We start from the raw sequence: 26,889 nt of genomic DNA, 5'->3' as shown, positions 1-26,889 counted from the left end.
TCATTTCTGTTACTTATTAATAAGCGCGTCAGCCATCTCTTTCATTATTAATGCATCGGCATCGCTGAGATTAATGGCCGTTGCCCGCACATTTTCCCGCACCTGCTGCGGTGAGGTCGCGCCGCTCAAAATAGAAATCAGCCTGCTTTGTTTCAATATCCACGCTAGTGCGAGTGTGGGTACCGTGCAATCGTACTTTTTACACAGCGGCTGCCATTTCTCCAGCATATCAATAACCTGTAGCATATTATCATGCTGGAACCACACTTTATTTGCCTGCGCACCCACCGGAACATAGTCGCGCGTCACAGTGCCGGTCAGCAGTCCCTGCTCCAGCGGTGAATAGACTTGCAGGACGATGCCGTGCTTCTGGCAAAGCGGCAGTATGTCACGCTCGATTTGCCGATCAAGGAGGCTGTATTTCGCCTGTACTATATCCAGTTCGCCATGACGCAGGTACTCTTCGATATGTCCGATGTCCACATTTGCCGCGCCGATGGACTTGATCTTGCCCTCTTTCTTCAACGCGTTAAGCACTGCGACGGTTTCTGCAATTGGGGTAAAGAACGGCGGCACCGACTGCCAGTGGGTCATGTAGATATCGATGCAGTCAATCCGCAGGCGTTGCAGGCTGGCGTCCACCTCTTCGCGGATAGATTCCGGCGTGAGGTTTTTATACAGCTGGCGGTCGCCCACTTTATTAAACAGGCTGCCTTCACGCTCCCACACAATGCCGCACTTGGTTTCGACAATCACCTCGTCGCGCGGTAAGTCAGTCAATGCCTGGCCGACAATGCGCTCACTGTTACCGAAGTTGTACCCCGGTGCGGTATCAATCAGGTTGATGCCGCAGCGGTGCGCTTCCACGATTGTATCGATACAAACCTGGGTATCCAGGTCGCCATTCCAGGCGGGACCACCGCCGATGGCCCAGGTACCCAGACCGAGTTGCGAAACGGCAAGCTGGGTTTTTCCCAACGGTATCATTTTCATGCTTTATTTATCCTTCATACTCATCAAGCAGTTGTTCGACAAGCTGTCTGTTTTTCACGCCCGTGGTCGCACCGACGCTGAGCACCGAGATCGCAGCCGTGGCATTGGCAAACAACGCGCAGTCACGCAGCGATTTATCCTCCAGCAGGCCGCAGATAAACCCGGAGGCAAAATTATCCCCGGCCCCGATGGTGTCGATGGCGGTGATCCCTTTCACCGCAGGCACTTCAAGGCGCGTCTCGCTGTTCTTAATAAAACAGCCCTTCTTGCCCGTCTTGATCACCACCGTTTTGACGCCACAAGCGAGAAAGCTGTCGGCAATACCGTCCAGCGACGTCTCACCGGTGAGCAGCTTCGCCTCTTCATAGTTGGGAAAGAGGAAATCCACGTAACTTAAGGCCTCGCGGATATCGTCCAGCGTCTCGCCCAGGCGTGGTTTGATCATGTCGGCACAGATAAGCAATTGCTGTGCTTTGGCGCGGATGAAAATCTCTTTCAGCGCGTTGCCATCCAGCAACGGGCTGTTAAAGATGCTCGCCAGCGACAGCAATCTCGCCTCGGCAAAGCGGCTGAAATCCACATGCTCCAGCGCCAGCTTCCACAGACTGCCGTTGCGATTCGTCACAAAGGTCCGTTCACCGTCGCTGGTCACCAGCCCCACGTTGATCGAGGTATCGACACCCTCGTCCATGCGCAGACTGTAAATATCGATGTTCTCCTGACGGCAGCGTTCGAGGATGAAATGCCCTGCCGCATCATTGCCGATGCGGCTGTTAAGGGCGGTTTTATGCCCGAGGCGAGAAATGATCATCGCCTCGTTGATGGCATCGCCGCCTGTGGTCATCGCAATGCGCTCCAGCGGATAAGAATCAACATCGAAAATGTTCTTACTCACCGGTTGCAATGGGATGTCGACAATCGCGGCCCCCACGCAAATGACATCTATTTTACCCATGTTGCTATTCCGCCTTACCGTCCGAACCAAACAGACGGATTTTCTCCAGCGCACGTTCTTTAACGGCTTTACGCACTTCGCGCTCCAGATGCAGGAACGGCTGATGCTGGTTCTCTTTTATCGCCACCATTGCCGCCTGGCACAGCTCGGTATGGATGTTGATTTTGGCGATGCCCAGCGAGATGGCTTTTTTGATGTCCGCATCGCTGATCCCGGACGCGCCATGTAAAACCAGCGGAACCGAGACAGCTTCACGAACGCGGCGGACAACTTCAAAGTTAAGCTGCGGCGCGGAGGTATAAATGCCGTGCTGATTGCCAATCGCCACCGCCAGCGAGTCACACCCGGTGCGCGCAACAAACTCCGCAGCCTGGTCCGGGTCGGTATAGTGATAATCCGCCAGCGCCTCTTCGTAGACCGTTTCGTTGCCAACATGGCCCAGTTCCGCCTCGACCGGAATACCCAGCGGATGGAAGAAATCCACGGCCTCTTTGGTCAAACGGATATTTTCTTCAAAGTCGAATGCCGATGCATCACGCATTAAAGAGTTCATCCCGTGCTGCCAGGCATTGTGAATAATCTCCATGCTGCGGCCATGGTCCCAGTGAGTAATAACCGGAACCGTGGCTTGTTTCGCCATGGAGACCATCATATGAGAGAAGTCTTCAAACGATGTATTGCCTACAAAACCTGTACCAAAAGAAATAATGACCGGAGACTTTGTCTCTTCCGCCGCATCAATAACGCCCATCAACATCTCCGCATTCCAGACATTAAAATGCGCAATCGCATAATGGTTTTCTTGTGCGTGATTTTCCCAGAATCTGATATCTGCCAGCATGAATAACACCTCATTAATGAATTAAGCTAAAATTTTAATAACGCCTTTAATGACTTCGCGTTTGTTATTTACCGATTCGTCGAATGCGCGTTGCACATCGTCATAATCGTAAATATGGGTGACCATCGATTTCACATCGAATTTACCGGAGGAGATAGCCTCAATAGTTAATGGATAGCGATTGGCATAACGGAATACCGTTTGAATGCTGACTTCACGATTAATTTTCAGGAAATTAATCGCAGAGTCGCCCGGTACAGTACCGACAATCATTATTTTGCCACCGCGCATCACCAGATAAGGTGCCTGTTTTACAGTGATGGCTGAACCGGCCGTTTCAAAAACGATATCCGCCCCCATCTCACCAATACGTTCGGCACAGCAGGCCACCGTGTCCTCTTTCGCGCCGTTAATCACCGCGCTAGCGCCCAGTTTTTCCGCCATCGCCAGTCGTTTTTCCAGCACATCAACCACCACAATTTGCGTGGCGCCCAGATAGCGGCAAGCCTGCAGAGTCATCAAGCCGATACAGCCTGCGCCGAGAATGACAATCTTTTTGCCGGGCTTTACGTCAGCCAGCATCGCGGCATGAATCCCCACCGCCGCAGGCTCGACCAGTGCGCCCTCCATGGTGTCCATATTTTCCGGCAGCTTGTAGGTAAAGCTTTCAGGGTGACAGAGGTAATATGTCAGAGCGCCACGGTAATTTGGCTGGGTTGCCATAAAGTCGACATCAGGACAGATGTTATATTTGCCTTCCAGGCAGTAGCGACATTTTCCGCAGGGCACACCGGGTTCAATATTGACTTTATCGCCCGGTTTGAATTTTTTAACATTACGGCCAATGGCCACCACGGTACCGGCACACTCATGGCCGAGACCAATTTCCTGGCTCGGATCTTTCGGCGGAATAAAAGGGCCAGATTCGAAACCGTGAACATCCGAACCACAAATACCGACATATTCCACTTTAATTAAGACTTCATCATCTTTTGGCACCGGCATATTCGCCGGGAGAATTGTCATCGTGCCGGGTGTTTTTAAAATTGCTTTAGAGTTTTGCATACACTTTCCTTTCGAAGACGCATTATTTGGTGGTAACGGCATCCATCCCAATACTTTCGACAGACGCCCCTTTTGTTTCGATACCGATGGTTGCAATCGCCGCCGCGACGATAATGGCCACGACGCTGAGCAGAATAAAGACACCGGTGACGCCATAGTTACTGAGCAGAACTGCCACAGCATAAGGTGCGGCAATTCCGCTAATGCGACCCACGGCGTTCGCCAGGCCCGAGCCACGCAATTTTGCTTCGGTAGGCCATATTTCAGGTACGTAGACTGCCGAGGCATAGCAGACATACATATAAACAAAAGTAATCAGGAAGAAGCCACAAACGGTAATCATCAGCATATTGGTCTGCAGAGAATAGAAATAACCCAGTGCAGCAATAAATAGCAGTAATCCGACACCCATTGTTTTGCGTGGAATTTTGTCCATCACCATCATGGCGATAAAAATGCCAAACGGTGCGCCAAACATGCTCATGGTATTCAGCACGATGGAATCTTTAAGGTTAATCCCCTGCGACATAAATATGGTTGGCAGCCAGTTAATTAGCGTGTACTGCACCACATTCATGGCGATTAAGACAAACGATCCCAGAATCACCCGTTTAAGTAACGCTCCTTTCAGCAGCGATGAATAAGGCACCACGGCGGGCAGGCTTTTACTCTCAGTGGGTGTCACCACGCTCAGTGTCTTGCCGGTTTGCAGACTGACTTTACGTTCGATCTCCGACATGATGGCCTCTGCTTCCGCATAGCGTCCACGCGATTCCAGCCAACGCGGGGATTCGGGAAAATAACGCCAGGCAAGCCAGGTGGCAATCAACGAGAGCACGCTCGGAATAATAAGCTGTACACGCCAGTTCCACTCCGCGCTGACCATTGTCGTCAGCCCCATCGCAATTAATGAACACAATGGATATGACCAGTTGCCAATAAAGGAGACGCGACTAGACCAGGTTCCACGACTACGCCCCGGCATGTATTCGGTGTAACCGGCAAACAGCGTCACCAGCAGCGCGCCCAGACCAAATCCCATCACCAGACGGCAGGCAATCAGGAACGTCATATCCGGAGAGAGCGCACCGGCAATCATTGACACAATATGAATAACTTCATAAAGGATAATGGCTTTCTTACGGCCAATTTTATCGCCAATGATGCCGCCAATTAATGCCCCGGCGAACATCCCCGCCGTGGTAATAGCAGAAAAGGTTGCGGTCGTTGAATTATCTGTCCATCCGAGCTCTTTTAACTGCGCCAGAATTAACCCACCAACGGCGTTACTCCAGCAAACTAATAATCCGAAAGCCACCATCCCAAACATAGTATAATGCCAGTGGCTGTCCGGAAGACGGTCGAGTCTTGCCCCACAATTGGGTTTTTCAATTGTGTTTCCCATAAGATATTCCTCACGAAATAAAGCATTAATTTTTGTATTCGTGTATTCCGTCCGCGACGTCTTGTTTTATTATTTCCTTCAACATTCAAAATAAAGGACAAGATCGCATTGGTGATGCTAATAACAAGGAACGGTTTATCAATCGAAGTCGTAGGTCATGATGACTTTGATTGCCGTTTTATCGACCATCGCGTCAAAGCCTTTTTCCCACTCTGACAGCCCAATACGGTGGGTGATCATCGGTTTCACCTGAATATCACCGGAGGCCAGCAGGCGAATGGCGTTGCGCCAGGAGGTGGAGTCATAGGCCATGTGCCCAATGATGCTCTTGTTCCATGCAGTGATGTCGTTAATAGAGAAATCGAGCGGTTTGAAGCCCATACCTACGCGCACCACTTCCCCATTCGGTCGCAGCATTTCGATGGACTGTTTCAGCGCGATATTGGCCCCTGAGCACTCAATCACCAGCCCGAGGTTATCTTTGCCGCAAATCTCCTGGCAACGGGCAACAACGTCTTCTTTCGAACCGTTGACCACCGCCGTTGCGCCGAGCTCTCTGGCTACCGGGAAACGAACATCAACATCTTCATCCAGCCCGACGACCACAATGTTGACCGCCCCCATAATGCGCGCCATCTGGACAGAGAACAGACCCAGCGGTCCGGTACCGATGACCACAACGTCCTGGCCGGGCAAGAATTTGGATTGTTGGGCGATAGATTTATAAGCATTACAGATAGGATCGAGAACTGCCGCTTCTTCGTAGTCGACGCCTTCCGGGATCTCCCACAGTGCGCGACGGTGGATTTTCAGGATCTCACCGGGCACCAGGCAATATTTCGAAAAACCGCCACCCCAGGTGTTGTTATCAAGACCAAGGTTCACTTTTTCTGTACAACACAGAAAATCACCTTGTTCACAGGCAGGACACACGCCGCAGACGTGGCCGCTGTTATCGGACACTACGCGCTGGCCGACTTTCCAGTCCTTCACGTTTGCCCCGGTTTTACAGATGCGTCCGGCAAATTCATGGCCGCGGATTGAGTTAAAAACATCGGAACCGCTGTCGACTTTGTAATGTTTCATATCCGCACCGCAGATCGCTGCGGCTTTGATTTCAATGACGACATCATCCGGGCCGCACACAGGCTCAGGTACGTCAATCATCTTGTAACCGCCAAATGCCTTGCCGAAACGCGCTAATGCTTTCATCGCTTGCTCCTCAGTGATTTCATCTGTTTCAGTGAGGATATTATTCGCGCCATGCATTTTTGAAGTCAACTTTAAATCTGCTAAACACAGATTTTATTCTGTATTACCCAACGCAGATCACAAATGCGGGCACGAAGAATCAACAAAACTCATTAAAATCAACAGATTAATAAAAACAGATTAATGTGTGGAAAAAACAGATTTTTGCGACGAGGCCATCAAGAGTAAGTAAGGAGTGAAAAGGAGGGTAAAACAGGAAGGACAAAAATGCGGGCGAAGCGCTATGGCCTCGCCGCTTATCAAGGGTGTTATTGCATTTTCAGCGTCGCAATCGGCTTCGGCGCAATACCAAAGTCTTCTTTCAGTTGTTGCTTGCTCTTCATCACCATCTGTCCGTGGGTGTCGATGGTCATATGTTGCGCGTCGGTGTTATGGCGGGCCTGCCAAAGCATGACCAGTTGCAGGCTGTTCTCTTTTTGTTCCACCGTCAGCGCAACACCGTCCGGCCACTTGCCCAATTCAACAGCGGTAACCAGACGCTGGTAGATGTCCGGCGTCATACTGTTAATGACTTGTTCGAAATCCATGCTAAATTAACTCCAGTGGAATAATAGCTGAATCGATTCCTCATCCCTGAGTCCGATCGCCGTTTTCATCGTCGGTAAAACTCAAAGAGGCGGAATTTACGCAATAACGTTCACCGGTCGGTTGTGGTCCATCCGGGAAAACATGTCCCAGATGCGCGTCACAATTACCGCAACGAATTTCAACGCGCTGCATGCCGTGCGAGTAATCATTAAGGTAACGGATAGACTCTTCACTTACCGGCTCGAAAAAACTCGGCCAGCCGCAACCTGAATCATATTTGGTCTGCGAATGAAACAGCGGCGCGTCGCATACCAGACAGTGGTACACGCCTTCACGCTTGTTGTGTAAAAGACGACCTGTAAAAGGCGGTTCGGTACCGTGATCTTGCGTCACATAGAATTGCATCTCTGTCAGATTTTGTTTCAGGTCATCCTGAGAGGATTTCGTCGTCATAGGCTCACATCTCGCGGTAAGAATTCGTACAACTTCCCTTCGATTCTAACAAAACATTAACAATGAAGTGATAACTTTTGATCTAAACTTACTTGCTGCGAATTCCCGGGCGGGTAATTGTGATCACTCTCACATTTTTATCCTGCATGACCTTTAAAATTCGGGGCGGCGTCCCCATAAGGGGAGCATGCTCATAGGAAGAGTGAGACGAGTCAGTCGAACAAAGGTTATGCGGAGGATTGATTTGTCGCAATGATTGACACGATTCCGCTTGACGCTGCGTAAGGTTTTTGTAATTTTACAGCCAACCTTTTATTCACTAACAAATAGCTGGTGGAATATATGACTATCAAAGTAGGTATCAACGGTTTTGGCCGTATCGGTCGCATTGTTTTCCGTGCTGCTCAGGAACGTTCTGACATCGAAATCGTTGGTATCAACGATCTGTTAGACGCAGAATACATGGCTTACATGCTGAAATATGACTCTACTCACGGCCGTTTCAACGGTACCGTAGAAGTCAAAGACGGCCATCTGGTTGTTAACGGCAAAACCATCCGTGTTACTGCTGAAAAAGATCCGGCTAACCTGAAATGGAACGAAATCGGCGTTGACGTAGTAGCAGAAGCTACCGGTATCTTCCTGACCGACGAAACTGCACGTAAACACATCACTGCTGGTGCGAAAAAAGTTGTTCTGACTGGTCCTTCCAAAGACAACACCCCGATGTTCGTTCGTGGCGCTAACTTCGAAACTTATGCTGGCCAGGACATCGTTTCTAACGCATCCTGCACCACTAACTGCCTGGCACCGCTGGCAAAAGTTATCAATGACAACTTCGGCATCATCGAAGGTCTGATGACCACTGTTCACGCGACTACCGCTACTCAGAAAACCGTTGATGGCCCGTCTCACAAAGACTGGCGCGGCGGCCGTGGCGCAGCACAGAACATCATCCCGTCCTCTACCGGTGCAGCTAAAGCTGTAGGTAAAGTACTGCCGGAACTGAATGGCAAACTGACTGGTATGGCGTTCCGCGTTCCGACTCCGAACGTATCTGTTGTTGACCTGACCGTTCGTCTGGAAAAAGCAGCGTCCTACGAAGAAATCAAGAAAGCAATCAAAGCGGCTTCTGAAGGCGCAATGAAAGGCGTTCTGGGTTACACCGAAGACGACGTTGTCTCTACCGATTTCAACGGCGAAGTTTGCACTTCCGTGTTCGATGCTAAAGCAGGTATCGCACTGAACGACAACTTCGTGAAACTGGTATCCTGGTACGACAACGAAACCGGCTACTCTAACAAAGTTCTGGACCTGATCGCTCACATCTCCAAATAAGTTGGGATGAGAAATTGATCTATAAAGGCGACTTCGGTCGCCTTTTTTTATGTTTCGCGTCATCCTGAAAGCTGCTTCCTCACTGGCGCTGCTCGCGGATACTGGCCACAGAAACGTCTGTGTTCCCGGCTCTCCCCCAGACTTGCCGTCCTGATGCAGCTTTCATGATTTTGTGTCTTGCTAAACGAAGGATTGCACCATGATAAACAAAATTTTTGCTCTCCCGGTTGTTGAACAAATTACCTCCACCCTCTCTCGCCGCCTGATGGATGAACTGGAGGTTATCGTTATCGATCACCCACAAGTTAAAGCCTCTTTTGCTTTGCAGGGGGCGCATCTGCTCTCCTGGAAACCGCAGGGTGAAGACGAAGCACTGTGGTTGAGCGGCAACACGCCGTTCAAAAACGGCGTAGCGCTGCGCGGCGGCGTACCGATCTGCTGGCCCTGGTTTGGTCCGGCAGCGCAACAGGGTCTGCCTGCTCACGGCTTCGCCCGTAATCTGGCATGGACACTGAAAGCACATAATGAAGACGACAATGGCGTTGTGCTGACATTTGAGCTGCACAGCAGCGAAGCATCCCGCCAATACTGGCCGCATGAGTTCACGCTGTTTGCCCGCTATAAATTGGGTAAAACGTGCGAAATCGAACTGGAAGCGCACGGTGATTTTGAAACCACCTCAGCACTGCATACCTATTTCAACGTTGGCGATATCCATGCTGTAAAAGTCAGCGGCCTGGGCGATCGTTTTATTGATAAAGTGAACAACGCGCAAGAAGATGCATTGACCGATGGCGTGCAGACCTTCCCGGATCGTACCGATCGCGTCTATCTGAACCCGGAAGCCTGCAGCGTGATTCATGACAGTGCGCTGAACCGCACCATTGAAGTGATCCACCATCATCATAAAAATGTGGTCGCATGGAACCCGGGTCCGGCACTCTCCGCCAGCATGACCGATATGCCGGATGATGGTTATAAAACCTTTGTCTGCGTTGAGTCTGCCTGCGCGACCGCGCCGCAAAAAACCACCGAAGAAAAACCGTCTCGCCTGTCTCAGACGATTCGCGTCATCAAACGCTAATGCTTCAGTCTCTCTCCCCGCACGGGAGAGAGACCCTTTCCTTTATTACACCACGTCCAGCGGTGTTTTACGGCCCGGCGCCGGAAATGCGTCATTCAGGCGTCCCAGATCCTCTTGCGTCAGGGTAATATCCAACGCAGCGGCATTTTCCTGCGCATGCGCCACAGTGCCCGCCTTTGGAATCGCCATCACCCCTTTGTGACTAATAACCCATGCCAGCAGAATTTGCGCCGCCGTCGCGTTGTGGGCGCGGGCAATATCGGTCACCACGCTGTTATTCATCAATCCGTCCCGCAGGCGACCAGCCTGTGCCAGAGGGCAATAAGCCATTACCGGCATCTGTTGTTCCTGACACCAGGGCAGCAGATCATATTCGATCCCGCGCGAACCCAGATGGTAAAGCACCTGATCGGTCACACAGGCTTTACCACCCTGCACCTGCCAGAGTTCTTGCATATCGGCATAGTCGAGATTCGATACGCCCCAGCGGCGGATTTTGCCCTGTTCAATCAGGGTCTCCATCACATCGACCGTTTCGGCCAGCGAGAAATTGCCACGCCAGTGCAGCAGATAGAGATCCAGATAGTCGGTTTTCAGACGGCGCAGGCTGGCCTCACAGGCCGCAATCGCCTTTTTACCGCCGGCATTCCATGGATAGACTTTCGAAACCAGATAGATGTTGTCGCGTAAGCCCCCCTGGAGTGCCTCACCAACCACCTCTTCTGCCCCACCGTCTGCGTACATTTCCGCCGTATCGATGAGCCTGAGCCCCGCGTCAATGCCCGCCCGTAGTGCATCCACCTCTTTACTGCGCTGACGGTCATTTTCCCCCATATACCAGGTACCCTGACCAATAGCAGGCAGCGCCACTTCGCCCGCGAAGACTACATTTCTCTGAGCCATATCATCCTCCTGCGCTAAATGCACCACCGTAAAGCAAAACAGGGCCAATAGCCCTGTTTTGATGCACAGATTGCACTATAAAAAAGCACAATCAAAAACGATACGTTACCCCTGTGGATAACAATCCGGCCCAGGATTTATCCACCATCGGACTGTCTTTGATTTCATCAGACAGATGGGTGAAGCGCCCGGTGCCGTAAACACTCCAGTTATCTGTCAAACGATAGCTGGCGGTAAGTTCCAGGTAAGGGCTCCAGCCATTGTCCGGATCGTAACTATTAAGGCCGCTGCGACGCGATTCCGCGCGCGATACACCATAATAGTACTCGTTTTGATTATCGCTGTTCCATTCAACGCCGATGCCCGGCGTCAGCGTCAGACCACCATTGGTATAGCGATACAACCAGGCCAAATCCCATGTCACACCATTACTGTTATCAAGCACATCGCCTGCCAGTGACGTACGCAGAAAGCCATATTCGGTGTTATGGATATAAGAAAGCCCCGCCACTGCGGTTGACTTACGTTTATTCAATTGACGCAGTTGATTATTGTCACTGTCACCCGGCTTAAAGCTCCAGGGCGAGTAGGCAGCGAAGACAGAGAGTTGGTCGGCCTGATCCTTCCACAGGTAGTAGCCACCGCCTAAACCACGAAACCAGAAGTCATCGCTTTCATAGGTAATAACCGGAATCGGATAGGCTTTATTGTCGTACTGTTTATACGGCGTCTCTACCACGCCCACACCCGCGCCCAGGGAGAAATTGCTTTCGGCGCTGGCAGCAAATGTAGAAGAAGCGATCAGCACGCCCAGTGCCAGGAGTTTGAGTTTCATCACAGTCCATTAATTCCTGTAGTCAATAATCGGCGGAGTGAAGTTTAACCGTCCAGGACAGTCATCCCAAATTTTTTTACTTAATCATTACAAAACTAAACCCTATAGCCTGTGGTCTGTATATGACAGGGGGCTTACTGTTTTATGAAGCCGCTGTGATTTGAGAGTGGAAGGCTTATCACAAAAGAAAGCTTTTATGGATGAGTTATTGATATGTCATTGAAATTAGTTTTAGGCGGCATGCAAGTTTTGCAAATGCCATCTACGCTTAAATATAAGAAGACGATTTAACGAACCCGCATTTTGTTAATGACATGCAACCTGGCATGAGGGTTGCTGTATGACTCTTAGCGTCGTTCAGTTAACGCTTCCGGGAGCCTCTACTATTCATATGAACGGCTCTTTACCTGTGCTAAAAAACGAAAGGACGGCATGCCATGAATATATTCGATCACTACCGCCAGCGCTATGAAGCTGCCAAGGACGAAGAGTTCACACTGCAGGAATTTCTTACCATCTGTCGGCAAGACCGCAGTGCCTACGCTAACGCGGCAGAAAGGCTACTGATGGCCATTGGTGAGCCAGTGATGGTGGATACTGCCCAGGAGCCACGGCTTTCCCGTCTCTTTTCGAACCGAGTTATTGGACGATACCCGGCATTTGAAGAGTTCTATGGCATGGAAGAAGCAATCGAGCAAATTGTTTCTTATCTCAAACACGCCGCCCAGGGTCTGGAAGAGAAGAAACAGATCCTGTATTTGCTCGGCCCGGTCGGTGGCGGTAAATCCTCGCTCGCCGAACGCCTGAAATCCTTAATGCAGCGGGTGCCGATCTACGTATTGAGCGCCAATGGCGAACGTAGCCCGGTAAATGACCATCCGCTGTGCCTGTTTAATCCCCAGGAAGACGCGCAAATTCTGGAAAAGGAATACAACGTTCCGCGTCGTTACCTCGGCACCATCATGTCGCCGTGGGCGGCTAAACGCCTGCATGATTTCGGCGGTGACATCACCAAATTCCGCGTGGTCAAAGTCTGGCCATCCGTACTTGAACAGATTGCCATCGCCAAAACAGAACCGGGCGATGAGAACAACCAGGACATCTCTGCACTGGTAGGTAAAGTGGATATCCGTAAACTGGAAAACCACGCGCAAAACGATCCTGATGCTTATGGTTATTCCGGCGCACTGTGCCGTGCTAACCAGGGCATTATGGAATTCGTTGAGATGTTCAAAGCGCCCATTAAAGTACTGCACCCCCTGCTGACCGCTACCCAGGAAGGTAACTACAACGGTACCGAGGGGATTTCTGCCCTGCCCTTTAATGGCATCATCCTTGCGCACTCCAACGAATCAGAGTGGGTCACGTTCCGTAATAACAAAAACAATGAGGCGTTCCTTGACCGTGTCTATATCGTCAAAGTGCCTTATTGCCTGCGGATCTCCGAAGAGATCAAAATTTACGAAAAACTGCTTAACCACAGTGAGCTGACCAGCGCGCCATGCGCCCCTGGTACGCTGGAAACACTGGCCCGCTTCTCGATTTTGTCGCGCCTGAAAGAGCCGGAAAACTCCAGCATCTACTCGAAAATGCGTGTCTATGATGGTGAGAGCCTGAAAGATACAGACCCGAAAGCCAAGTCCTACCAGGAGTATCGTGATTACGCCGGGGTGGACGAAGGGATGAACGGCCTGTCCACGCGTTTCGCGTTTAAGATCCTCTCCCGCGTGTTTAACTTCGACCATGCGGAAGTGGCGGCAAACCCGGTTCATCTGTTTTACGTCCTGGAGCAGCAGATTGAGCGTGAACAGTTCCCGCAAGAACAGGCGGAGCGTTACCTTGAGTTCCTGAAAGGCTACCTAATCCCGAAATACGCCGAATTTATCGGCAAAGAGATCCAGACGGCCTACCTCGAATCCTACTCGGAATACGGGCAGAATATTTTCGACCGTTATGTTACCTACGCCGATTTCTGGATTCAGGATCAGGAATACCGCGATCCGGATACCGGTCAGCTGTTTGACCGTGAATCGCTGAATGCTGAGCTGGAAAAAATTGAAAAACCGGCCGGGATCAGTAACCCGAAAGATTTCCGTAACGAGATAGTCAACTTCGTACTGCGTGCCCGTGCTAACAATAGCGGCCGTAACCCGAACTGGACCAGCTACGAAAAACTGCGCACGGTCATCGAGAAAAAAATGTTCTCGAATACCGAAGAATTACTGCCTGTTATTTCGTTTAACGCCAAAACCTCAACCGACGAGCAGAAAAAACACGATGACTTTGTCGATCGTATGATGGAGAAAGGATATACCCGCAAACAGGTTCGCCTGCTGTGCGAATGGTATCTGCGTGTACGTAAATCATCATAAAGCCAATATGGCCCGGCAGCGTAGCGCTGACCGGGCCTGAATAATCTGTGCGTATCCTTGTTTTTTGTGGCACAGGAAGCTGGCAAGCGAGCAGTTCCCGATAGACCGGCATGGGTCATGCATCGGGTAGACGAAAGCCGTCAACACCTGCGGCGCGAAGAACGAAGGATAGAGTTGGCAAATGCAGTACGGGAGGGACTTATGACCTGGTTCATAGACCGGCGTCTTAACGGTAAAAACAAGAGCACGGTTAACCGCCAGCGATTTTTACGCCGTTATAAAGCGCAAATAAAACAGTCGATCTCCGAAGCCATCAATAAGCGCTCGGTCACCGACGTGGAGAATGGCGAATCCGTCTCCATCCCGAACGAAGACATCAGCGAACCGATGTTTCATCAGGGACGCGGCGGTTTGCGCCATCGCGTGCATCCGGGCAACGATCATTTTGTGCAAAACGACCGCATTGAGCGCCCTCAGGGCGGCGGTGGCGGTGGTGGCAGCGGTCAGGGCGAAGCCAGCGCTGACGGCGAAGGCCAGGATGAATTTGTTTTCCAGATTTCGAAAGATGAGTACCTCGATCTTCTGTTCGAGGATTTGGCGTTGCCAAATCTGAAAAAGAACCAGCAGCGTCAGCTTAATGAATTTAAGACCCACCGTGCCGGCTACACGGCGAACGGTGTTCCCGCTAATATCAGCGTCGTGCGTTCACTGCAAAACTCACTGGCGCGCCGTACTGCGATGACAGCAGGCAAGCGTCGTCAGCTACGTGAACTGGAAAGCAGCCTGGACATTGTCGAGAAAAGCGAACCGGCCCAGTTGCTTGAAGAAGAGCGTCTGCGCAAGGAAATTGCCGAACTACGCGCAAAAATCGAACGTGTACCTTTTATCGATACCTTCGATTTACGCTATAAAAATTATGAAAAACGCCCGGAGCCTTCAAGTCAGGCGGTGATGTTCTGTCTGATGGACGTCTCCGGTTCCATGGACCAGTCGACAAAAGATATGGCAAAACGCTTTTATATCCTGCTCTATCTGTTCCTGAGCAGAACCTATAAAAACGTAGAGGTCGTCTATATCCGTCACCACACCCAGGCGAAAGAGGTCGATGAGCATGAGTTTTTCTACTCGCAAGAGACGGGCGGTACGATTGTTTCCAGCGCACTGAAACTGATGGATGAAGTGGTGAAAGAGCGTTATGACCCGGCACAATGGAATATTTATGCTGCTCAGGCATCGGATGGCGATAACTGGGCCGATGACTCCCCGTTATGCCATGAAATTCTGGCGAAGAAAATTCTGCCAGTGGTGCGTTACTACAGCTATATCGAGATAACACGCCGCGCGCACCAGACATTGTGGCGCGAATATGAACATCTGCAGACCATGTTTGATAACTTCGCCATCCAGCATATCCGCGATCAGGAAGATATCTACCCGGTATTCCGCGAGCTTTTCCATAAGCAGAATGCCTCCTCTGGTAATTAGCGATATTGAAAGCCAGCGCCCCACGCTGGCTTTTTTCTCCTCGCCGCAAACGGGCAAATTACGGTACAAAAATGCAGCTATTCGCCCTCTTGTCTCACGGCGAATATGGCATATTACTCACCAGACAAACTCGATTCTTACTTCGTTCCTTGCGAGCGTCGTTTTTTAAACAGTACACATAAAGCGTTGTAGTCGTGCTTGTACTTTGGGCCGCCCTCCGGGCGGCTTTTTTATTTTCATCCCTGCGTAGCTGGACTATTCTTGCCGGGTGCTTATTACCGTTAAGGAGGGACGATGTCCGAAATTGCCAGTCGAAATATCCATCACCATCTACTTGAACTGCTGGAGCAGCACCAGGCGCGTTATCGTCTGGTCGAACACGAAGCCTCCGGCAAATGTGAGGCTGTTAGCGAGATTCGTGGTACTGCGCTTGGGCAAGGGGCTAAAGCACTGGTGTGTAAAATCAAAGGCAACGGCGTGAAGATGCATGTGCTGGCGATCCTTGCGGCCGATCAGCAGGCTGATTTATCGAGGCTTGCGGAACATTTTGGCGGGAATAAGGCATCGCTGGCGAGCCCGGTCGAGGTGGATGATTTGACAGCCTGTGTCTTCGGCGCTATTCCGCCGTTCAGTTTTCATCCATCGTTGAACCTGGTGGCAGACCCGCTCCTTTTTGACCGCTACGAAGATATTGCTTTCAATGCAGGCCTGCTCGAAAAGTCGATCATTCTCAACACGCAAGATTATTTACGCATTGCGCGTCCTGAACTGGTTGAGTTTCGTCGCGAGACTTAACTACCATGCGGGCTCCCTGCCTGTATGCTCAGGGCCAGCCCGCTTTTTCCAGCGCAAGAACGGAAACCACCAGCACCACCATGATGGCAATAAATGACGAGGTGATGATAACGCCATCTGTCAGTATAAAATCGTTCATGGGTAACCTGCCTCTTTTAGCCCGGTTCCCTTATTCATAATGTTACCGGGTGACAATTCGATGACAGTTTTGGGTTATTCAGATGAATTTCCCGGCGCTGAAACGATTCCTGCCGCTTGCTTATCAGCACGTTAAAAACACAAGGCAAAATAATGCTTTTCAGTGTCCGTTCAATAAATTGTTACCGGTATCACGAAAAGTAGTTTCCGTAATTCCGATGACAAATCTCGCAATTGTTATAAATACAATATTGCAACACCCTTATTCCGTAGCGCACCCCTGAAATAACCTTACAAACCCAGGTGAATACAATGAATTTAACGATCACCCGTAAAGAAAAAATCAGTTATGGACTCGGTGATATGGCCAGCCATGTTGGGCTGGATAATGTCATTATATTTCTGACATTTTATTACACCGATGTTGTTGGATTACCCGCCGCGTTTGTTGGCACCATGTTTTTACTGGCCCGTACCGCTGATGCCATTATTGACCCGGCGATGGGTTATCTTGCCGACCGCACAAATTCACGCTGGGGGAAATTCCGCCCATGGATGCTGTGGCTGGCGTTACCCTTTGGCGTCAGTTGCCTGCTAACCTACGCCGTGCCTGAATCGTTAACCCTTACCGGTAAAATGGTGTTCGCGACAATCACCTATACCTTTATGATGTTGATGTACACGGCGATCAATATTCCCTATTGCTCAATGGGCGCGGTCATTACCCCCAATAATGAAGATCGTATTTCGCTGCAGTCATATCGTTTCTTTTTAGCCACTCTTGGCGGCGCCATGTCGACATTCTTTATGATGCCGCTGGCGCAATATCTCGGCGGTGAGGATAAATTATCAGGCTATCGCTGGGCGATGGCGATAATGGCCAGCGCTGCCGTTATCATGTTCTGGATCTGCTTTGCGAATACACGTGAGAGAATTAAAGCGCCAGCGACCCACAACAATTATCTCGGCGAATTACGCGACTTATTACGCAACGATCAATGGCGCGTTGTCTCTGTGCTGGTGATTACCAATATCGGTTTTGGGGTTATTCGCCTTGGCGCGATGATGTATTTCGTCACCTATTATTTGGGCAGCGCCAGCTATTTTATGTGGATGCTTGGCGCGCATATTCTGGGTAAGGCCGCAGGCAGCGCGCTGGCAAAACGACTGACCCGCAATTTTAGCAAAGTACAGATGTTCGGTTACTGTGCCGTCCTTGCTGGTGTACTGAGTATCGCCCTCTTCTTCGCGCCAAAATCGATATACGTGCTGGTGCCGCTGACCTTCGTGGTATCCACCCTCTACCAGGCCACGACCACGCTAATGTGGGTCATGATGGCAGACGTCGCCGACTATGGCGAATGGCTGCAGGGTAAACGCATGGACGGCGTGATTTTCTCAACTTTCCTTGCAGTCCTGAAACTCGGCATGGCCATCAGCGGCGCTATTGTCGGCTGGACGTTAGGGCTAAGCGGGTATATCGCCAACGCCCCACAGCAGACATCTGTTGCCATGTACTGCATCGTCGCCCTCTTCACCGTGGTGCCGGGGCTGCTGTCGCTGGCCGCTTTCGCCACCCTGCGCTGGTACAAGCTCGACGATAACACCATGAAATCTATCAACCTTGCCCGTCACAGTCTCTCGTAAAAAGGACGTATTACCCATGAGCGAACTTATTCAACACCCGGACAGCATTGAATGGCGTTTTGAGCGTCAGATCCTGCGTATCGAAGCCTGGGGAGAACACAGCCTGCGCGTGCGCGCCACCTGCGCCCCGACGTTTAGCGACAATCCGCACGCCCTGTTGCCGCCACAGACCTGTGAGCCGCAGATAACCGCAGGCGCGGAACAGTTGACGCTGCGCAACGGTAACATTACCGCAGTGCTTAATCTGAAAGGGCAACTGGCGTTTTACAACCAACGCGGCGAATTACTGCTCGAAGAGATGTGGCGGCAACGCTCTACTGTCGGTATCGGCGCCAGTGAAAAAAGCCAGGATAAATACATCAGCGCCCTGAAACTTGATGGCCGCGAATTTAAACCGCTGCCAGGCGGCAAGTATCAGCTTACCGTCCGTTTTGAATCACGCCCGGAGGAGCGGATTTATGGCATGGGGCAATATCAGCAGCCATGGCTGGATCTGAAAGGCTGTGCGCTGGAGCTGGCGCAGCGTAACTCGCAGGCCAGCGTCCCCTTTATGCAGTCAAGCCTCGGCTATGGCCTGTTATGGAATAACCCGGCGATTGGTGAAGCGAACTTCGCAAAAAACCAGACCATCTGGCTTGCCCGCGTCACGCAAGAGATGGATTACTGGATCACCGCAGCTGACAGTGTTCAACAGCTTACCCGCCAGTACGCTAAAGCCACAGGGACGCCGCCGCCTGCACCGGCATTCACCAGCGGGCTCTGGCAGTGCAAACTGCGCTATCGCACTCAACAGGAGGTGCTGGAGGTGGCTCGTGAGTACCGCCGCCGCCATCTGCCGCTGTCGGTGATGGTCATCGACTTCTTCCACTGGCCGAATCAGGGGACATGGTGTTTTGACCCGGTGGACTGGCCGGATCCGAAGGCAATGGTGGACGAGCTGAAATCGATGGGCATTGAACTGATGGTTTCCGTCTGGCCAACAGTGGAAGCGCGTAGCCCGCTCTTTCCGGTGATGAAGGCCAGGGGGTTGCTGGTGACCAGCGATCGCGGGGTACAGGTTAATCTCGACTTTATGGGCAACACCACTTTCTTCGATGCCACACATCCCCAGGCCCGGGCATTTGTCTGGGAAACGGTGAAGAAAAACTATTACGATCTGGGCATTAAATTGTTCTGGCTGGATGAGGCCGAACCGGAGTACCGCGCCTACGATTTTGATAACTACCGCTATCACGCCGGGCCGGTGCTGGAAGTGGGCAACCAGTATCCTCGCGATTTTGCCCAGGGCTTTTATGACGGCCTGCAGACCTGCGGTGAGCGCGAGATCATTAACCTTGTGCGCTGCGCCTGGGCGGGCAGCCAGCGTTTTGGCGTACTGGCATGGTCCGGCGATGTGCATTCCTCGTTCCATGCATTTCGTAACCAGCTTGCTGCCGGGTTAAATATGGGGCTGTCGGGGATCCCCTGGTGGACGACCGATATTGGCGGTTTCCAGGGCGGGAATGTCAACGACTCCGCTTTCCACGAACTTTTGATCCGCTGGTTCCAGTGGGCGGTCTTTTGCCCGGTACTGCGTATGCACGGCTACCGTGAACCGCAAATCCAGCCGCCGGAAAGTTACCGTAACGGTATCCCGCAATGCAACAGCGGTTCGCCTAATGAGCTGTGGAGCTACGGCGAAGAGAATTACGCCATCATGCAACACTGGTTATCCGTGCGTGAAAAGCTGCGCCCCTATGTGGATGCGCTATTCGCTAATGCCCACCAGCATGGCGATCCGCTGATGCGTCCGCTGTTCTGGCACTACCCGGATGAGCCGCAAAGCTGGCAGGTGGAAGATCAGTATCTGTTTGGCGAGGACATTCTGGTGGCGCCGATTCTGCACGCAGGGCAACGCCAACGTGAAGTCTGGTTGCCAGGCAATCACGGTTGGGTAGCGTTGAACGGTGAACGCTATCAAGGCCAGCAGCGAATGACCGTGGACGCCGGGCTGGAGACGATTCCGGTCTTTATTCGTGAAGGCAGTAAAGCAACAGGAATGTTGCCTGACGCCTGATGCAAATGCCTGAAAATGAGGGTTTCGTTATAAAAAGCCTGCTTAACAATGCCTATCCGCGTAAAGTAATGTAAGCAGGCTTATCTTTTCACTGGCAAGGAACGAAACACTCTCCATGTTTGATACCACTCTCTTTATCCTCATTGGCCTTGTGGCGCTGAGCTTCTTTAGCCACAACACCACCGTTGCGGTTGCCGTTATGGTGTTGATCATTATTCGTATCACACCGCTCAATGCTTACTTTCCGTGGGTCGAAAAACAGGGTTTGACCCTCGGCATTGTCATTCTGACCATCGGGGTGATGGCCCCTATCGCCAGCGGTTCACTGCCGCCATCAACGCTGATTAGCTCTTTTCTCAACTGGAAATCATTAATAGCCATTGCAGTGGGGGTGTTTGTCTCCTGGCTCGGGGGCCGTGGAGTGACGCTGATGAGCGCGCAGCCATCGCTGGTGGCAGGCCTTCTGGTGGGAACCGTATTGGGTGTGGCCCTGTTCCGGGGCGTACCGGTAGGGCCACTGATTGCGGCAGGTCTGGTTTCGCTGCTAATTGGTCGGCAGTAAATGCCGCCTCTGCCAGCGTTTTACCCCAAACTCCAGTAAGGTACACAGCAGGTAATAGACCAGACCGGTGAAGATAAACAGGGCCGCCGGGTACACCTGCACCCGGTTATTCACCTGCCCGGCGACCGTGGTCAACTCCGGCACATTGACGATAAACGCCAGTGAGGTGTCTTTCAGCAGGGCGATAAGCAAACCAATGTAAGACGGAATGGCATTACGTAACGCCTGCGGTAGCAGCACCAGACGCAGGATGTCCAGGCTGCCAAACCCACTGCTTATCGCCGCCTCATATTGCCCCTTCGGTAACGCGTTAAGCGCCGCCAGCGTCGAGTACATTACCGATGCGGAGGTAAACCACGCCAGCGCCAGGGTGACGGTCACCGCCCCCGGCAAGTCGGCGCCAGTGAGCCACGGCAGCAAAAACCACAGCCAGAAGATGACAAAAATCAGCGGGATCCCACGAATCAACTCTGCCCACAGAAAGAGCAGCTTGCGCGGCTAGCCCGCAAAACGCCACGCGCAGCAGGCAAGCAACACGCCGCCGGGAAACGCCAGCACGGCGGCCCCCAGGGTCATCAGCACCGATAACAGCACGCCACCCGGTTCGCCCTGTGCGGCACGCCCCAGCATCAGATAACCAAGGTTATCGGTGATCACGGTGATATTATCGATCACGGTGCGCCTCCTTGCGGGCCATTGCTCGCCATCCGCGCGGCAGGTTAAACAGCAGACTCATGACCAGCCCCAGCGCCAGATACAGCACACTTCCCACCGTAAAGGCTTCCAGCGCATGGGCATTAAAGCTTTCAATTTGCCGGGTCTGATAAGTGAGTTCAGCAAAACCAATGCCGGTTGCCAGCGACGAGAGCTTCATCAGGTTCAGATACTGCCCCACCACCGGCTGCCAGGCGTTCTCCAGCCCCTGCGGCAGAAGCACCCAGCGAAACAGCGCCAGATCGCTAAAGCCCTGTGATTTTGCGGCTTCGATTTGCCCACGCGGTACGGCGTGCAATCCGGCCTGGATCTCTTCGACCAGAAACGCCGCGGTGAATAACCCCAGCGCCCAGGCCGAAGAGAGAAATTCCGGGGTAAACCACCAGACATCTCCCGGCAGAATGCTAAAGGCGTGGTCATCGTTGACGTACTGACGAAATGCCAGGGGCAGTACGTTCCATGCGGCGAAATACCAGAACAGGAGTTGCACCAACAATGGCGTATTGCGAAACAGCGAAACCCACCCCGCCACTACCGCTCGCCCCACTCTCCCGCCTGCCAGACGCAGGGCCAGTAGCAATACCGTCATGGCAGTCGCCAGGATAACCCCAGTCACCGTAACCCAGATGGTGGTCAGAAAACCCGACGTGAGCCATTGTGCGGGTTGGCCGGTAAAGACGCCCGCCCAGTCGAGATGAATCCCCATTACAGCTCCTTGCCGTCAGCATGGAGCGGATTGAGCACTTTTTGCAGGAAGCGCCGGGCGCGCGGATGCTGTGGCGCGGTGAAAAACGCCTCCGGTGCAGCCTGCTCTAGAATTTCGCCCCCATCGATAAAAATCACCCGGTCCGCAATTTCCCGGGCAAATTGCATTTCGTGGGTCACGACGATCAAGGTGATCCCGCTATGAGCCAGCGATTTCATCACTTGCAGCACTTCGCCAATCATCTCCGGGTCGAGCGCCGAGGTTGGTTCATCAAACAGGATGATATGTGGCCCAGCCGCCAGCGTACGGGCAATCGCCACCCGCTGCTGCTGGCCGCCGGAAAGCTGTGCGGGGTAGTGACTGGCTTTGTCACGCAGTCCGACACGGTCCAGCAGTTCCAGAGCAATTTTTTTCGCTTCTGCTGCTGACCTGCCATGGATACGGGTCAATGCGAGGGTGATATTTTCCAGCGCGTTCAGGTGCGCATAAAGGTTGAATTGCTGGAACACAAAACCGACCTGTCGGCGCAAATTACGCAATTCACGCCCCTTAAGCTGGCTGGTCGGTTTGCCGTCCACCAGAATTTCGCCGCTGGTCAGGGTTTCCAGTTGATTGATAAGACGGATCAGCGTCGACTTGCCAGAGCCGGAAGGCCCGCAGACGGCAATGACTTCCCCTGCCGCAACCTGCAAATCGATAGCGTTTAACACACGATGATCGCCATAGCTTTTGCTGGCCTGGCGAAACTCCACCGTTCCTTTTTGCACGGGAAAAGCCTCCGGGGCCTGCGCCACGGAGGTAGAAAAGAGACCTGCCAACATATTACTTCGCTTCTATTTTAAAGCTGCGTGGAGCCGGGGCTTTAGTTTGTGGACCAAACCAGACGTCGTAGATTTTTGCCGCTTCGCCGCTCTGCTCCAGTTTCACCAGTTCATCGTTCACCGCTTTCAGCAGCGCGGTTTCGCCTTTGGTTACACCCACGCCAATCTCTTCTTTAGAAAGCAGGTCCGGCAGAATTTTGAATTTGGCTTTATCCGGCGCTTCCGCCAGCAGCCCCGCCAGGATGGTACTGTCCTGGGTAATGGCCTGTACGTTGCCGTTACGCAGTGCGGTCAGCGCCAGTGGGATATCGTCATAGGCCAGCACACGAGACTGCGGGAAGCGCTGATGCAGCGCCTGCTCGCCGGTGGTGCCTTTTACCGCACCAATACGCGCTTTGCTGTAACTATCCAGTTTGTCGGACGCGCTGGCGGGCACCAGGAATTGCTGCCCGGTAACGAAGTATGGGGTTGAGAAATCAATAACCTGTGCACGCTCCGGGGTGATAGTGATATCTGCGACGATCAGATCCACTTTACCGGACTGCAACAGCGGAATACGGTTCGCCGGGTTGGTGGCGACCAGTTCAAGTTTTACGCCGAGGCTTTTCGCCAGCGCTTTCGCGAAATCAACGTCATAGCCAACGATTTCATGGCTCTGCGGGTCGATGGCGCCAAACGGCGGGTTCGCGTCAAACGTTGCGACTTTCACTACGCCAGCGGCTTTGATATCGGCCAGTTTGTCTGCATGCGCGGCAAATGAGAAAGTTGAAAGCAGTGCCAGTGCGGTTAGCGCACCGATTTTTTTGGAAGATGTGGTTGCCATGCTAATCCTTACGCCCTGTTATTAGTAAAATTTCAGGGCTAAAGTCACATAACCGTAATCATCAGACAAATATCAAAAAGTGCATTTATTATCTAAAAAAGTTATTAAAAATACTCATACCATATGAACTACTTATTGATAAGTCACCGGCAGAGGAAACCCACATAAACCCTGGTACTTAAAGGGAATGTGCAGCAGAAAATAATCATCCGCTCCCAAGTGTGGCAAGATAACGCCCCGGAGTTTGGCCTAACCCCTTCTTAAACATTGTAATAAAGGCAGTAGTCGAATCATAACCCAGCGCCTGCGCGACATTTTGTACCGACTCGCCGCCAATCAATAAACGCAGGGAAAGGATCAACAGCATCTGATGCCGCCAGCGGCGAAAACTCAATCCTGTCTCCTTTACCACCAGCCGTGCCAGGTTACGTTCGCTCATCGCAAATTCCTGCGCCCATTGTCCCAGCGTCTGCCACCGGGCCGGCGCCTGTTCCATAGTTTCGACCATCTGACGAATTTTATAGTGCGGGGAAACGGGAAGCTGGAGCTGCATTTGCGGCTGACGGGGCAGTTCATCAAACAAAACCTGCACCAGCCGCTGGGTTGCCGGTTGCTGGCGTTCACGATGGTTACGCGCAGAAAGCGTCAGGATCAGTTCGCGCACCAGGGGGGAAATTTTCAGGGTACAGCACTGTGCTGGCATATCGACGCAATCGGGTTCAACAAACAAAAAGCACAGCTTCGCCCCCGGCGTCGCGAGATTACTGTGGGCAACCAGACCCGGCAACCACACGGCGTGATGGGGCGGCACCATCCAACGGGCGTTTTCTACTTCACTGGTAATTGCCCCGCTCAGAGCCAGAATTAATTGTCCCTTGCGGTGCCGATGCTGTGGGATCCGCTGCTCATCGGCCTCGACAGTAATACTAAACGCCAGTGCCGCCTCTTGCTGACTGTCAGGGTTAAAACCCGCCAGGCCAAGACCGTGCATAATATTGTCCGAATTTAGCGATAAAGTGTCATTTTAGCTTGATTCCATCAGGACAAAAAAGGGGTATGGTGTGGTTCTGCTATTTATCCTGAGAATACAATGACCACTGCGATTTCTTCACGGGGCAAACAAGGAGCACTGCTTATTGCGGGGATCCTCATGATTGCAACTACGCTGCGCGTCACCTTTACCGGGGCCGCACCACTGCTTGATTCCATTCGCATCGATTATGGCTTAACCACCGCGCAAACCGGGATGCTCACCACTCTGCCTCTGCTGGCTTTTGCGCTTGTTTCTCCCCTGGCCGCAGGCATTGCCCGGCGTCTGGGTATGGAACGCAGCCTTTTTACCGCAATGCTGCTGATATGCGCGGGCATCGCCATACGCTCCCTGCCCTCACCGGTGCTGCTTTTTATCGGCACCGCCATTATTGGTAGCGGTATCGCACTGGGGAATGTGCTGTTACCGGGCATCATTAAACGCGATTACGCAGGCCAGATCGCCAGACTGACCGGCGCCTATTCTCTGACTATGGGGGCTGCAGCGGCGCTCGGTTCCGCGCTGGTTGTCCCGCTCTCGCTGATGGGCGCCGGCTGGCATGGCGCGCTGCTGATGCTCATGGCTTTTCCGCTTGTTGCGATGCTGCTGTGGCTACCGCAGTTGCGTTTCGCAAAACCCGCCGACGTATCAGGCTCACCGCTGGCACACAGTCGGGGGATCTGGCGCTCACCGCTGGCCTGGCAGGTCACGCTGTTTTTAGGCATTAACTCGCTGATTTATTACGTAGTGATTGGCTGGTTACCGGCCATTCTTATCACGCATGGCTATAGTGAGTCCGGTGCAGGTTCGCTGCACGGCCTGCTCCAGCTCGCCACGGCATCGCCCGGCATTCTGGTTCCGCTCATTCTGCACCGTCTGCGTGACCAGCGTGCGCTGGCAGTGCTGTTTGCGCTGCTGTGCGCGGTGAGTGCTGCCGGGTTCTGGCTTTGGCCGGAACAGGCGGTTATCTGGACGCTGGTGTTTGGTTTTGGATCCGGCGGCACGATGATCCTCGGTCTGACCTTTATTGGCCTGCGCGCGCGCTCCGCGCATCAGGCGGCTGCGCTGTCAGGGATGGCACAATCGGTAGGCTATCTGCTGGCGGCCTGTGGTCCACCGCTGATGGGGAAAATCCACGATGCCAGCGGCTCCTGGCAAATCCCGCTTATCGCCTGCGCGATATTGTCGGTCCTGATGGCGGTATTTGGCGCCTGCGCCGGACGCGATCGTGAAATGGCGACTGCATAAGAAAACAGGCCTGTGCGGTCTGTTTTCTTGCCCTCAATCTTTTGCGGCTTTCAGCATCGCCTGTACCAGCGGTACCGGACGTCCGGCAAGAGCATTACGCTCGTGCTGGAACAAGGTGGCAACAAAGAACGGATGGTTGGTAAGCTCAACTGCGCGAATTTCTCCATCTTCATCCCAGCCGGTCACTCGCATATCGCTCTTCTCCAGTTCGGCAGCAAATTCAGGCGAGATACCGTAGTTACAGTGATAGCCTTCACTGATTTTCTCTTGTCCATAGGCGCGGGCGATTAACGTGTTCGGGCGCAATTCAATTTCCGCTACCTGCTCGACCAGCGAGCAGCTTAGCGGAACAATCACCATCCTCCCGGTGCTGTCGGTTTCCTGATGAGCGGCATCACTCACACCCATGACGTGGCGGGCATATTCGATAATGGCATGCTGGAAGCCACCACAGGTGCCAAGGAACGGTATCGCATTTTCCCGCGCATATTGAATGGCAATAAAGGCTCCCTGGGGATTTTTATACGGGCTTGCCGGAACAACCCAGATTGCATCATAGCCAACCAGGTCATCGCTACTTCTGATCTCAGAAGTCGCCAGCCAGTCGTAATCTGCGGTAATCTCAAGAACGGCGGCGGCATCGTCGATGGCCAGTGGAATGGCCTGATGCGCAACCACGTCGTGATTGTAATCACCCACAAGGGCAATTCGCAGGGTATCTTTAACGGGAATATGGGTCATGAAGGGGTCCCTATGTCGGAGCAATTAACGAATAACATAAGGAACCTCACATTAGCGATCTTTCGTCTACATCACAACA

27 protein-coding genes are annotated in these 26,889 nt (G+C 52.4%); 9 read left to right on the top strand and 18 right to left on the bottom strand.

The features are described from left to right. Positions 1-9: 9 nt before the first annotated feature. The 8 genes from ydjG to msrB form a co-directional block, all read right to left on the bottom strand. Positions 10-993, bottom strand: coding sequence for an NADH-dependent methylglyoxal reductase (ydjG, locus tag L2097_RS04260; RefSeq protein ID WP_250352190.1), 984 nt, complete (start codon positions 991-993; stop codon positions 10-12). A gap of 7 nt (positions 994-1,000) precedes the next feature. Beyond that, on the bottom strand, positions 1,001-1,948 hold the full coding sequence (locus L2097_RS04255) for a carbohydrate kinase family protein (protein WP_085006502.1): 948 nt from the start codon (positions 1,946-1,948) through the stop codon (positions 1,001-1,003). A gap of 4 nt (positions 1,949-1,952) precedes the next feature. Further along, positions 1,953-2,789: a ketose-bisphosphate aldolase gene (locus L2097_RS04250; protein ID WP_250352189.1), complete on the bottom strand. Its 837-nt coding sequence runs from the start codon at positions 2,787-2,789 to the stop codon at positions 1,953-1,955. A gap of 21 nt (positions 2,790-2,810) precedes the next feature. After that, positions 2,811-3,854 carry an NAD(P)-dependent alcohol dehydrogenase gene (locus L2097_RS04245; RefSeq protein ID WP_250352188.1) on the bottom strand — a complete coding sequence of 348 codons (1,044 nt, stop codon included), beginning with the start codon at positions 3,852-3,854 and terminating at the stop codon, positions 2,811-2,813. Positions 3,855-3,876: 22 nt separating this feature from the next. Next, the gene (locus L2097_RS04240; protein ID WP_250352187.1) at positions 3,877-5,259 is read right to left on the bottom strand and encodes an MFS transporter; all 1,383 of its coding nucleotides are present in this window, start codon (positions 5,257-5,259) and stop codon (positions 3,877-3,879) included. 138 nt (positions 5,260-5,397) lie between these two features. Then, positions 5,398-6,471: a zinc-binding dehydrogenase gene (locus L2097_RS04235; protein WP_047369925.1), complete on the bottom strand. Its 1,074-nt coding sequence runs from the start codon at positions 6,469-6,471 to the stop codon at positions 5,398-5,400. 308 nt (positions 6,472-6,779) lie between these two features. After that, positions 6,780-7,058: a YeaC family protein gene (locus L2097_RS04230; RefSeq protein ID WP_250352186.1), complete on the bottom strand. Its 279-nt coding sequence runs from the start codon at positions 7,056-7,058 to the stop codon at positions 6,780-6,782. 40 nt (positions 7,059-7,098) lie between these two features. Further along, on the bottom strand, positions 7,099-7,512 hold the full coding sequence (gene msrB, locus L2097_RS04225; RefSeq protein WP_047369923.1) for a peptide-methionine (R)-S-oxide reductase MsrB: 414 nt from the start codon (positions 7,510-7,512) through the stop codon (positions 7,099-7,101). A gap of 342 nt (positions 7,513-7,854) precedes the next feature. Here msrB and gapA point away from each other — a divergent pair, with 342 nt between their 5' ends. Both gapA and L2097_RS04215 read left to right on the top strand, forming a co-directional pair. Beyond that, positions 7,855-8,850, top strand: a complete 996-nt coding sequence (gene gapA, locus L2097_RS04220; protein WP_047369922.1) for a glyceraldehyde-3-phosphate dehydrogenase — start codon at positions 7,855-7,857, stop codon at positions 8,848-8,850. 199 nt (positions 8,851-9,049) lie between these two features. Further along, positions 9,050-9,934, top strand: a complete 885-nt coding sequence (locus L2097_RS04215; protein WP_142518129.1) for a D-hexose-6-phosphate mutarotase — start codon at positions 9,050-9,052, stop codon at positions 9,932-9,934. A 45-nt stretch (positions 9,935-9,979) separates the two neighbouring features. Here L2097_RS04215 and L2097_RS04210 read toward each other — a convergent pair whose 3' ends face one another. Beyond that, positions 9,980-10,837, bottom strand: a complete 858-nt coding sequence (locus L2097_RS04210; RefSeq protein ID WP_250352185.1) for an aldo/keto reductase — start codon at positions 10,835-10,837, stop codon at positions 9,980-9,982. A 91-nt stretch (positions 10,838-10,928) separates the two neighbouring features. Further along, a complete protein-coding gene (locus L2097_RS04205) occupies positions 10,929-11,675 on the bottom strand; it encodes a MipA/OmpV family protein (RefSeq protein WP_047369919.1) in 747 nt (248 codons plus the stop codon). A 434-nt stretch (positions 11,676-12,109) separates the two neighbouring features. Between L2097_RS04205 and yeaG the strand changes: the two genes are divergently transcribed. From yeaG to L2097_RS04190, 3 genes are all read left to right on the top strand, one after another. Then, on the top strand, positions 12,110-14,044 hold the full coding sequence (gene yeaG, locus L2097_RS04200; RefSeq protein WP_085006506.1) for a protein kinase YeaG: 1,935 nt from the start codon (positions 12,110-12,112) through the stop codon (positions 14,042-14,044). Positions 14,045-14,245: 201 nt separating this feature from the next. After that, a complete protein-coding gene (locus L2097_RS04195) occupies positions 14,246-15,529 on the top strand; it encodes a YeaH/YhbH family protein (RefSeq protein ID WP_047369917.1) in 1,284 nt (427 codons plus the stop codon). A gap of 294 nt (positions 15,530-15,823) precedes the next feature. Then, positions 15,824-16,324 carry a YbaK/prolyl-tRNA synthetase associated domain-containing protein gene (locus L2097_RS04190; protein WP_047369916.1) on the top strand — a complete coding sequence of 167 codons (501 nt, stop codon included), beginning with the start codon at positions 15,824-15,826 and terminating at the stop codon, positions 16,322-16,324. A 28-nt stretch (positions 16,325-16,352) separates the two neighbouring features. Here L2097_RS04190 and yoaI read toward each other — a convergent pair whose 3' ends face one another. Continuing rightward, positions 16,353-16,463 carry a small membrane protein YoaI gene (yoaI, locus tag L2097_RS25675; protein WP_277922270.1) on the bottom strand — a complete coding sequence of 37 codons (111 nt, stop codon included), beginning with the start codon at positions 16,461-16,463 and terminating at the stop codon, positions 16,353-16,355. A 311-nt stretch (positions 16,464-16,774) separates the two neighbouring features. Here yoaI and L2097_RS04185 point away from each other — a divergent pair, with 311 nt between their 5' ends. The 3 genes from L2097_RS04185 (at position 16,775) to L2097_RS04175 (ending at position 20,727) form a co-directional block, all read left to right on the top strand. After that, positions 16,775-18,109: a glycoside-pentoside-hexuronide (GPH):cation symporter gene (locus L2097_RS04185; protein ID WP_250352184.1), complete on the top strand. Its 1,335-nt coding sequence runs from the start codon at positions 16,775-16,777 to the stop codon at positions 18,107-18,109. Between the two features lie 16 nt (positions 18,110-18,125). After that, the gene (locus tag L2097_RS04180; RefSeq protein ID WP_250352183.1) at positions 18,126-20,165 is read left to right on the top strand and encodes a glycoside hydrolase family 31 protein; all 2,040 of its coding nucleotides are present in this window, start codon (positions 18,126-18,128) and stop codon (positions 20,163-20,165) included. A 115-nt stretch (positions 20,166-20,280) separates the two neighbouring features. Beyond that, positions 20,281-20,727, top strand: a complete 447-nt coding sequence (locus L2097_RS04175; RefSeq protein ID WP_041851670.1) for a DUF441 domain-containing protein — start codon at positions 20,281-20,283, stop codon at positions 20,725-20,727. On the opposite strand, the gene L2097_RS04170 is transcribed toward L2097_RS04175, so the two are convergent. From L2097_RS04170 to L2097_RS04145, 6 genes are all read right to left on the bottom strand, one after another. After that, positions 20,710-21,216: an ABC transporter permease subunit gene (locus L2097_RS04170; RefSeq protein WP_250353129.1), complete on the bottom strand. Its 507-nt coding sequence runs from the start codon at positions 21,214-21,216 to the stop codon at positions 20,710-20,712. The two genes, L2097_RS04175 and L2097_RS04170, sit on opposite strands and share 18 nt — an antisense overlap. 9 nt (positions 21,217-21,225) lie before the next feature. Continuing rightward, positions 21,226-21,402, bottom strand: a complete 177-nt coding sequence (locus L2097_RS04165; protein WP_250352182.1) for a hypothetical protein — start codon at positions 21,400-21,402, stop codon at positions 21,226-21,228. Further along, positions 21,392-22,147 carry an amino acid ABC transporter permease gene (locus L2097_RS04160; protein WP_142518124.1) on the bottom strand — a complete coding sequence of 252 codons (756 nt, stop codon included), beginning with the start codon at positions 22,145-22,147 and terminating at the stop codon, positions 21,392-21,394. Before L2097_RS04160 ends, L2097_RS04165 begins: the two co-directional genes overlap by 11 nt. Further along, positions 22,147-22,968: an amino acid ABC transporter ATP-binding protein gene (locus tag L2097_RS04155; protein WP_250352181.1), complete on the bottom strand. Its 822-nt coding sequence runs from the start codon at positions 22,966-22,968 to the stop codon at positions 22,147-22,149. Before L2097_RS04155 ends, L2097_RS04160 begins: the two co-directional genes overlap by 1 nt. Position 22,969: 1 nt before the next feature. Continuing rightward, complete coding sequence (locus tag L2097_RS04150) at positions 22,970-23,791, bottom strand: ABC transporter substrate-binding protein (RefSeq protein ID WP_041851674.1); 822 nt, start codon at positions 23,789-23,791, stop codon at positions 22,970-22,972. Between the two features lie 205 nt (positions 23,792-23,996). After that, complete coding sequence (locus L2097_RS04145) at positions 23,997-24,782, bottom strand: AraC family transcriptional regulator (RefSeq protein WP_250352180.1); 786 nt, start codon at positions 24,780-24,782, stop codon at positions 23,997-23,999. Positions 24,783-24,881: 99 nt separating this feature from the next. Between L2097_RS04145 and L2097_RS04140 the strand changes: the two genes are divergently transcribed. Beyond that, the gene (locus L2097_RS04140; RefSeq protein WP_250352179.1) at positions 24,882-26,069 is read left to right on the top strand and encodes a CynX/NimT family MFS transporter; all 1,188 of its coding nucleotides are present in this window, start codon (positions 24,882-24,884) and stop codon (positions 26,067-26,069) included. 33 nt (positions 26,070-26,102) lie between these two features. Here L2097_RS04140 and L2097_RS04135 read toward each other — a convergent pair whose 3' ends face one another. Beyond that, the gene (locus L2097_RS04135; protein ID WP_085006514.1) at positions 26,103-26,810 is read right to left on the bottom strand and encodes a CTP synthase C-terminal region-related (seleno)protein; all 708 of its coding nucleotides are present in this window, start codon (positions 26,808-26,810) and stop codon (positions 26,103-26,105) included. Positions 26,811-26,889 lie beyond the last annotated feature (79 nt).

The sequence above is a fragment of the Citrobacter sp. MNAZ 1397 genome, assembly GCF_023613995.1.
Classification (GTDB): Bacteria; Pseudomonadota; Gammaproteobacteria; order Enterobacterales; family Enterobacteriaceae; genus Phytobacter; species Phytobacter ursingii.
Note: the sequence above shows the minus strand (reverse complement) of the source record. Positions and strands in the feature narration are given on the sequence as shown.

Coding starts and splice junctions, on each gene's coding strand:
- L2097_RS04135 (WP_085006514.1), bottom strand. CDS start 26,810: ATGACCCATATTCCCGTTAAAGATACCCTGCGAATTGCCCTTGTGGGT.
- L2097_RS04255 (WP_085006502.1), bottom strand. CDS start 1,948: ATGGGTAAAATAGATGTCATTTGCGTGGGGGCCGCGATTGTCGACATC.
- L2097_RS04140 (WP_250352179.1), top strand. CDS start 24,882: ATGACCACTGCGATTTCTTCACGGGGCAAACAAGGAGCACTGCTTATT.
- L2097_RS04160 (WP_142518124.1), bottom strand. CDS start 22,147: ATGGGGATTCATCTCGACTGGGCGGGCGTCTTTACCGGCCAACCCGCA.
- L2097_RS04230 (WP_250352186.1), bottom strand. CDS start 7,058: ATGGATTTCGAACAAGTCATTAACAGTATGACGCCGGACATCTACCAG.
- L2097_RS04180 (WP_250352183.1), top strand. CDS start 18,126: ATGAGCGAACTTATTCAACACCCGGACAGCATTGAATGGCGTTTTGAG.
- L2097_RS04185 (WP_250352184.1), top strand. CDS start 16,775: ATGAATTTAACGATCACCCGTAAAGAAAAAATCAGTTATGGACTCGGT.
- L2097_RS04250 (WP_250352189.1), bottom strand. CDS start 2,789: ATGCTGGCAGATATCAGATTCTGGGAAAATCACGCACAAGAAAACCAT.
- yoaI (WP_277922270.1), bottom strand. CDS start 16,463: ATGAACGATTTTATACTGACAGATGGCGTTATCATCACCTCGTCATTT.
- gapA (WP_047369922.1), top strand. CDS start 7,855: ATGACTATCAAAGTAGGTATCAACGGTTTTGGCCGTATCGGTCGCATT.
- yeaG (WP_085006506.1), top strand. CDS start 12,110: ATGAATATATTCGATCACTACCGCCAGCGCTATGAAGCTGCCAAGGAC.
- L2097_RS04150 (WP_041851674.1), bottom strand. CDS start 23,791: ATGGCAACCACATCTTCCAAAAAAATCGGTGCGCTAACCGCACTGGCA.
- L2097_RS04210 (WP_250352185.1), bottom strand. CDS start 10,837: ATGGCTCAGAGAAATGTAGTCTTCGCGGGCGAAGTGGCGCTGCCTGCT.
- L2097_RS04190 (WP_047369916.1), top strand. CDS start 15,824: ATGTCCGAAATTGCCAGTCGAAATATCCATCACCATCTACTTGAACTG.
- L2097_RS04245 (WP_250352188.1), bottom strand. CDS start 3,854: ATGCAAAACTCTAAAGCAATTTTAAAAACACCCGGCACGATGACAATT.
- L2097_RS04195 (WP_047369917.1), top strand. CDS start 14,246: ATGACCTGGTTCATAGACCGGCGTCTTAACGGTAAAAACAAGAGCACG.
- L2097_RS04215 (WP_142518129.1), top strand. CDS start 9,050: ATGATAAACAAAATTTTTGCTCTCCCGGTTGTTGAACAAATTACCTCC.
- L2097_RS04235 (WP_047369925.1), bottom strand. CDS start 6,471: ATGAAAGCATTAGCGCGTTTCGGCAAGGCATTTGGCGGTTACAAGATG.
- ydjG (WP_250352190.1), bottom strand. CDS start 993: ATGAAAATGATACCGTTGGGAAAAACCCAGCTTGCCGTTTCGCAACTC.
- L2097_RS04145 (WP_250352180.1), bottom strand. CDS start 24,782: ATGCACGGTCTTGGCCTGGCGGGTTTTAACCCTGACAGTCAGCAAGAG.
- L2097_RS04240 (WP_250352187.1), bottom strand. CDS start 5,259: ATGGGAAACACAATTGAAAAACCCAATTGTGGGGCAAGACTCGACCGT.
- msrB (WP_047369923.1), bottom strand. CDS start 7,512: ATGACGACGAAATCCTCTCAGGATGACCTGAAACAAAATCTGACAGAG.
- L2097_RS04175 (WP_041851670.1), top strand. CDS start 20,281: ATGTTTGATACCACTCTCTTTATCCTCATTGGCCTTGTGGCGCTGAGC.
- L2097_RS04155 (WP_250352181.1), bottom strand. CDS start 22,968: ATGTTGGCAGGTCTCTTTTCTACCTCCGTGGCGCAGGCCCCGGAGGCT.